The sequence below is a fragment of the Actinomadura sp. NPDC048032 genome (assembly GCF_040653175.1).
Lineage (GTDB): Bacteria > Actinomycetota > Actinomycetes > Streptosporangiales > Streptosporangiaceae > Spirillospora > Spirillospora verrucosospora.
This window is the reverse complement of the sequence record NZ_JBEZJP010000399.1, coordinates 1-7696: the sequence shown is the minus strand read 5'-3', so window position 1 is coordinate 7696 and position 7696 is coordinate 1. Positions and strand designations below refer to the sequence as shown.

At 74.7% G+C, this 7696-nt stretch carries 3 protein-coding genes; 1 reads left to right on the top strand and 2 read right to left on the bottom strand.

The window, feature by feature from the left end:
- Positions 1 to 71: 71 nt before the first annotated feature.
- Positions 72 to 3320 (bottom strand): glycoside hydrolase family 97 catalytic domain-containing protein, encoded by a 3249-nt coding sequence (locus AB0C69_RS34310; protein ID WP_360359194.1) that lies wholly within the window; start codon positions 3318 to 3320, stop codon positions 72 to 74.
- A gap of 182 nt (positions 3321 to 3502) precedes the next feature.
- Here AB0C69_RS34310 and AB0C69_RS34305 point away from each other — a divergent pair, with 182 nt between their 5' ends.
- The gene (locus AB0C69_RS34305) at positions 3503 to 4660 is read left to right on the top strand and encodes an ROK family transcriptional regulator (protein WP_345173691.1); all 1158 of its coding nucleotides are present in this window, start codon (positions 3503 to 3505) and stop codon (positions 4658 to 4660) included.
- Here AB0C69_RS34305 and AB0C69_RS34300 read toward each other — a convergent pair.
- On the bottom strand, positions 4592 to 7696 hold a 3105-nt coding region (locus AB0C69_RS34300; protein WP_360359191.1), incomplete at its 5' end, for a cation-transporting P-type ATPase. The two genes, AB0C69_RS34305 and AB0C69_RS34300, sit on opposite strands and share 69 nt — an antisense overlap.

The following is a 7696-nucleotide window of genomic DNA, read 5'->3' as shown; positions in this document are numbered from 1 at the left end:
ACCGTCCGGAGTCTCGGCTGGGACTCTTGCGGCACCGCCGGCCCGCGCCGCCGGGTGTGGGGGGACGCCGGTTATCGCTGGACGACCCCCAGCTCGGGTTCGATGGTGACCGAGTCGAGGTTGACGTTGCCGTTGTCGTTAGGTCCGTAGACGAAGGTCAGCGGCGCGGACGGGGCGAGGTGCAGGCCGGCCCGGTGCTCCGACCACGCGTCCCAGGACCCCAGGTCGGGGAGCTGGAGCTGGACGGACCGCGTCCCGCCGGCGAGCGTCATGGTCCGCGTCGAGCCCATGCCGTTGGCGTAGCGGAGGCGGACCGTGTAGAGGCCCTCGGCGGTGACCGGGGCGTCGAACCGCACGCCGCTGTCCTTGGTCTTCAGGCAGGCCACGAAGCCGGTGCCGGTGTAGCCGGTGTGGTCGGTGCGCCGGCACGCGCCGCTCACGAGCTGCGCGGACTCCGCCTCGATCGTGCGCGGTTCGGCGGCGAGCGCCCGGCTCGTGGCGAGCAGGCCGGCCGCGACGTCCGGAGCGATCTGCGCGGCCTCCACCAGGGCGTCGAACCGGTCGAGGGCCTCCTTCATCCCCGCCGTGTCGCGTGCGGCCACGGCGTTCACCGCGGTCCTGACCTCGGCGGCGAGCCTGCCGGACAGGGCCGGGTCGACGGCCCCCTCATCGGCCGCCACCCGCACCTTGCGCGCGAGGAAGAGGAGCCCCTCCGGTGCGCCGAGCCGGGCCGTGAGGCGGCCGTCGATCGCGGTGCGGGCCTCCGCGCTCACGTCGTCGAGGGAGAACCCGTAGAGGGCGAGCCGCACGCCCTGCAGCGCCAGGAGACGGCCGGTCGCGTCGCCGCGGCGGAGCAGGGCCTCGCCCTTGACGATCGCGGGCTGGAGGTCGGCCGCCGCCGACGGCGTCATCTTGCCGGACTTCCGCAGGTCCTGGACGAGTCCGAGCAGCGAGCCCGGCTGCTCCACGCGGACCGGCTTGCCGGAATCGGGGCTGGACGTTCCCACCGCGACCCCGAAGTCCCCGTCGGGCACCTCGGAGGCGGGCAGCGTCCACTCGACGGTGCGGGTTCCGCCGCCCGCCACCCGGACGCGCTGGGCCTCGCCGGCGGCGCGGCCGTCGAGGAAGACCCGGGCCTGGAACTCGGCCACGGTGCTGCCCTCGTTGGTGAGCGGAGCCTTCACGGTGAGCCGCTGAGTGCCCTGGTCCAGGGAGGCTTCCACGGAGCCGTAGTCCGCGCGGGGCGCGGCGTACGGGGAGAGGTCGCGGAGGTCGCCGGCGGTGGCGGGCCTGAGCCTGACCGCCTGGCCGCCGCCCCCGACGAGCGACATCGACAGCCGGGTGGAGGACCTGACCAGCGTCCTGCGGATCTCGACGGGCAGCGGGTCGCCCTTCCAGGTGGTCTCCTGCGCGTCGGCGTACGTCTCCGCGACGAACGTGCCGGCCGGCAGGAACGACAGCGGCACCTGGAGGGTCCGGTCGTTCTCGTCGGTGATCGCTCCGAGGTACCAGGTCCGGCCGCTCCGCCGGGCGGTCGTGGTGTAGTCCCCGATCGCGCTGTCCAGGACGCGGGTCTCGTCCCACGTGGCCGGCATGTCCTTCAGGAACGCGAACCCGGGGTGGGCGGCGTAGTTCTCCGGGGTGTCCGCGAGCATCTGCATTGGGCTGAAGAACGTCGGATACAGGGCGAGCTGCGCCGCCGAGGTGGTCTGGACGCGGGTCCCGAGGCGGGCCGGGTCCCAGGTGACGTTGAGGACGCCGGGCGTGTAGTCGGCGGGCCCTCCCATGAAGCGGGTGAACGGCAGGATCGTGGCCTGCGCGGGCGGGTTGCCGGCCGCGCCCATGTAGTTGTGCTGCTCCATGCCCGCGACGCCCTCGCCCGTCATCATGTTCGGGTAGGTGCGCGCGAGGCCGGTGGGCTTGATCGCCTCGTGGGCGTCGACGGTGATGCGGTGCCGGGCCGCCGCGTCCACCACCCGCTGGTAGTGCCGGACGGCCTCCTGGTCGTAGTGGCTGCGGTTGACCCCGCCGAGCAGGTACTTCGTGGCGTAGCCGGTCTTGATCGAGTGGATGCCGAGGGCCTCGTACCTGGAGAAGATCTTCTCCAGGTTCCGGTCGTAGTAGTCGACGTCGCCCCGGGTCTCGTTGTGCGCGATGAACCCGACGCCGTTGGCCTTGGCGTACCGCAGCACCTCGGGGAGGTCGAGGTCGGGCTGCGGGGTCAGGAAGTCCTGGCCCGACCACGAGCCGCCGGAGCCGGTGTTCCAGCCCTCGGCCAGCACGAACCCGGCGCCCGCCTGCTTGGCCAGGTCGATGTACTGCTTGACCCGCGCGGTGGTCGCGCCGTGGTTCGGCCCGGCGTTCCAGGTGGTGGCCCGCCGCTGCAGCTCCCACCAGACGCCGACGTACGTCGCGGGCTTGATCCAGGACGTGTCGTCGCAGACCGCGCAGGGGTCGTTGAGGTTCTCGATCAGGTGGGACTCGCCGAGGTCGCCGGGCCGCTCGCCCACGGTCAGGGTGCGCCAGGGCGTGGAGAACTCGCCGTTCAGCCTGGCCTTCGTGCCGTCGGGGAGGCTGATCAGGTCGCTGGAGAACGCGCCGGGCCGTCCCGGCACCGCCTTCAGGGTCATGCTGGGGTAGTCGGTCAGGTCGGCCTCGTGCACCACCACGTAGGAGTCGGCGGCGGGCGAGGCGGTGATGGGCGTCTGCGCGGTGGGGACGCTGGACAGGGGCAGGTCGCGATAGTGCTTCTCGTCGGCGGTCCAGTTGGTGCCCGCGGCGATCGACCAGCTCCTCGCGCCGGGCTCGAAGGCGAACTCCGTCCGCTCCGCGGTGACGGTGTAGGCGTCGAGGCCGGGCTGGCCCGGGAAGTGGTAGCGGAACCCGACCCCGTCGTCGAAGACCCGGAACACCAGGTCGAGCTCGAAGCCGGTCCCGGCCTGCACCGCGTGGACGGTCAGCTCGTTCGCGTGGTTCCTGACCTTGCTGGACGTCCCCCAGACGGGCTTCCACGTCTCGTCGATCGTGCGCCGTTCGACCGACCGGATGGACATGTCCCGCGTGAGGCTGGGCCGTCCCGCGAGATCCATGCCGAGTCCGGACGCGCCGACCAGGACCTTGCCGCGCTCCTTCACGCTGTAGGTGAGCCGCCCGTCGTCGGCGGCGATCGCCACCCGCAGATCCCCGTCGGGGGACCGGACGACCTGGGCGTCCTCCCCGGCGGCCTCGGCGAGTCCGCCCGAGGGGGAGGGCTCGCCGGCCCGGGCCGGGGCCACCGCGATCCCTCCGGGGAGGAGGAGGGCCGCCATGACGAGCGACACCCCCCGTCTTCTTCGCCTCTTCGCGCCTGCACGGTCCATTTGCGTCTCCTGGGGGGTGGTGGAGGCGATGGGAACGCTCCACAAACGGTCCGGTGATCGTAAGTTGGGCGAAACTCTATGGTCAACACTCTTAATGCACGATAATTAGTATATTTAGCGCTCTAATTCGCTATCCTCGTCCGGTGCCCAACCCACCGAACCCGCGGATCGAGCGCAGCAGGCGCGCGATCCTCGACGCGCTGAACGAGTCCTTCCCCGCGACCCGCCAGGAGCTGAGCCGCCGCACCGGGCTCGCGCCGAGCACCGTCGCCGGGATCGTCCGGGGGCTGCTGGCCGAGGGGCTGGTGGAGGAGCATCCGGCCGCCGAGCGCATGGGGCGCGGCAGGCCGTCCTCCCCGCTGTCGCCGCATCGCCCTCCGGGCCATCTCGTCGGCATCGACTTCGGGCACACCCACGTCTCCGCGGCCCTCGCCTCCACGTCGCAGGAAATCGTCGCCGAGGACCGGGCGCCCGTCGACGTGGACGGTTCGGCGGGCAACGCGCTCGACCGGGCGGGGGCCCTGGTCGCCGGCCTGCTCGACCGGTCGGGGGTCGCGGCCGGGTCGGTGCTGCGGACGGTGGCGGGGATCCCGGGGCCGATCAACCAGGCGACCGGCCGGATCCAGTCGGCCACGATCCTCGCGGGCTGGGCCGGCGTCCGGCCGCGGGAGGAGCTCACCGCCCGGCTCGGCGGCGAGGTGCTGATCGCGAACGACGCGGAGCTGGCCGCGCTGGCCGAGCACACGCACGGGGCCGCGCGGAACGTGTCCGACCTGATCTACGTCAAGGCGTCCCACGGCATCGGGGCCGGGCTGATCCTCGCGGGCCGCCGGTACACCGGGGCGTACGGGGCGTCCGGGGAGATCGGGCACACGCTGATCCAGGAGGGCGGGGCGCAGTGCCGGTGCGGGCAGCGCGGCTGCCTGGAGTCGGTGGTGTCGATCGGCGAGGTCTGGCGGCAGCTCATCGCGGCGGGTCTCCCGCTGCCCGAACGACCCGACGACCTCTCCCTGGACGCCCTGGTCGGCAACCCGGTGGTGGCCCGGATCGTCGCCGACGCGGGGCGCCGGCTCGGGCGCGTCCTGTCCGACCTGTGCAACGCCCTGGACCCCGCGATGCTCGTCATCGGCGGGGAGCTCGCCACGGGAGGCGACGCCCTCCTGGAGGGGATCCGCGAGTCCCTGCGCCGCTTCGCCCAGCCCGCGATCAGCGACCGGGTCCAGGTCCGGTCCTCATCCCTCGGCGCCCGCGCGGCCCTGGTCGGCGCCCTGACCCTCGCCGCCGCGGAGTCCGTCCCTTGACGGCAGGAGACGCCCCGCGGCAACCGCCGCGGCGATCGCCGCCGCGGCGGTGGCCCAGCCGAGCGGATCGAGGGGGACGCAGCCGAAGAAGGTGCTGACACCGGGCGTCTGGACGATGACGGCCAGGAGGGCAGCCGAACCGAGCGTGCTGAGCAGGACGGCGCGGTCGTCGTGGCCCGCCTTGAGCGTCTGGGCGAGCTGGGTGCCGATGAGCGCGACCAGGCCGATGGTGCGAGCGCGGACGGCCGGGCCGGTGAGGCGCCCGGCCACCCAGGCGGCCAGGGCGCCGAGCGTGGTCACCACCGCGCGGTGGGCGATGTCGCGGGTCAGGGCGGAGCCGAGCGAGGTCTCCGGGCCCTCCGCCAGCAGGGCCGTGGTGGCGTCCCGGGTGGGGACGCGGACGGCGATGGCCAGGGCGGGGGCCAGGTCGGTGAGCATGTTCATCAGCAGCATCTGGCGGGCCGACAGCGGAGCGCGGCCGGTCGTCAGCGAGCCGAGCAGGGTGAAGGCGATCTCGCCGAGGTTGCCGCCGACCAGGATGGCGAGGGCCTCGCGGACCGACGCCCACATGGCGCGCCCCTCCACGAGCGCGGAGACGATCGTCTCCAGCCGGTCGTCGGCGACGATCATGTCCGCCGACGCCTGCGCCGCGGCCGTGCCGCGCTGACCGAGCGCGATGCCCACGTCGGCGAGGCGGATGCCGGCGGCGTCGTTGGCGCCGTCGCCCGTCATGGCGACGATGCGGCCGCGGCCGCGCAGGGCGCGCACGACGCGGACCTTGTGGACGGGGGTGCACCGGGCCACGACGTCCACGCCGACCAGGGCCTCCGACAGGGCGTGGTCGTCGAGCCGGTCGATCTCGTCCGCGGTGATGACGCGGTGCTCGACGCCCCCGCCGGCGACCTGGTCGGCGATCGCCGCGGCGGTCGCCGGATGGTCGCCGGTGAGCATGATGATCTGGACGCCGGCGGCGCGGAGGTCGGCGACCGCGGGCGCGGCGGTGGCGCGGACCGTGTCGGCGAGCCCGAGCAGCCCGAGGAAGGTCATGCCGGCCAGCTCGCTCTCGCCGACCGTCTCGCCGCCGTCCGGCATGCGGCGCTCGGCGACGGCGAGGACGCGGTGGCCGCCGGACGCGAGCCGCTCGACGTGCTTGCGCAGGCGCCGCCGGGTGCGGCGGTCCAGTTCGCCGTCCGGGGTGCGGGCGCAGAGCGGGAGCACGACCTCCGGGGCTCCCTTGACGAACACGGTGCGCTCGCCGCCGGAGGTTCCGAGAGTCGCGTGGAAGGCGCGCGACGGCTCGAACGGCAGGCTGTGGATGTGCTTCCACGGACCGCCGAAGTCGCGGTCCACGCCCGCCCGCGCGGCTCCCTCGTCCACGGCGGCGTCGGTGACGTGGCTGTGCCGTCCGTTGCCGGGGACGGGTGTGGCGCGCAGGGCGGCGGCCAGGACGCCGCGGAGAGAGTCGTCCGGCTGGGCGGCCTCCCCGTCGTGGCGGTGGTCGGCGATGCGGGCGAGCGTGATGCGGCCTTCGGTCAGGGTGCCGGTCTTGTCGAAGCACAGCACGTCGACCCGTCCGAGCGTCTCGATGGTCCGCGGGTCGCGGACGAAGATCCCCCGTTCGGCGAGCCGCCGGATCGCGGCCACCTGGGCGGCGCTGACCAGCAGCGGAAGCCCTTCCGGGACGGACGCGACGGCCAGGTTGACGCCTTCGGACAGCGCGCGGCGCAGCGGGCCGCCGCGCAGCAGGCCCGAGGTGACGACGCCGACGGCCGCGCCGACCGCCATCGGCGTCGTGGCCTCGGTGATCTGCTTGAGGCGGGCCTCCACGCCGCTGGACGGGGGGCCCGCGGCCAGCGCGGCGGCCATGGCCCGCCCGCTCTCGGTGGCGTCGCCGAGCGCGACCACCACGGCGGTGCAGTCTCCTGCGGCGATCGTGGTGCCCTCGTAGAGCATGCAGCGGCGCTCGGCGACGTGCCGGGCCAGAGTCGGCGCCGTGTCCTTGGCCACCGGAAGGGACTCGCCGGTGAGCGAGGACTCGTCGGCCTCCAGCCCGTTCGCGGTGACGATCCGGCAGTCGGCCGGGACCGCGTCCCCGGCGGCGAGCACCAGGACGTCGCCGCGGACGAGCCGCTTCGCCGGCACCCGCGTCTCCTCGCCGTCCCGCAGGACGCCGACCGGCTCGCCGGACCTGGCCGAGATCCTCGCGATGATCTCGTCCGCGGAGACCCGCTTCCGGCCGCCGACCAGGCCCGACAGGCCGATCGTCGCGGCGACGAGCGCGGCGTCGACCGGCGAGCCGACCGCCGCCGCGCCGGCCGCGCCCGCGGCCAGCACCGCCGTCAGCGGGTTGGCCAGCTCCTGGACCACGGCCCGCGGCAGCGCCCGGCGGCCCCCTCCGGTGCGCGCGCGGTCCGCGCCGTGCTCGCCCCGGTCGCGCGCCTCGGCTTCGGACAGGCCCCCGGCGCGGCTGTCGAGGCGCTCCAGCACCGCCTCCACGGGCATGGCATGCCACGGCGTGGACGGCAGCGCCGGCGCGGGAACCCGCCGCATCACCTCGCGGGCCGTCCAGGCGCCGTAGGCCATGCCCAGGGCCGCCGCGCCGTTGACGGCGGCCAGAGCGCGGTCGGCCGCCTTTCCGGACGGCCCGGTGAGGGCGAGCAGAGCGGCCACGCCCGTGCCCGACCATGCGAGCGTGACGCCCCGCTCGCTGACGCGGCGCGCGGCGGCGACGGCATCGACGACGTGCGCGGCCGCCGCCGGATCCCGCAGGACCAGCAGGTGCGCGCCCCAGGGCGGCGCCCCGCCCGTTCCGTCCGCCCAGTCCGCCACACCGACGTCGGCCGCGGCGAGCGCCGCCGGATCGCGGGAGATCAGCAGGACGCCCGCGCCGCCCTCCTGCAGTGCGCGGACGGTGGCGGCCAGGTCCGGGCCGCCGGGGGCGGTCTCGTCGGGAGGGAGCGGCAGCTCGACGCCGGAACCGGCCAGGACGATCTTCGTGCCGGCATCCCGCGCGGCGGTCACCAGGGCGTTCGTCTC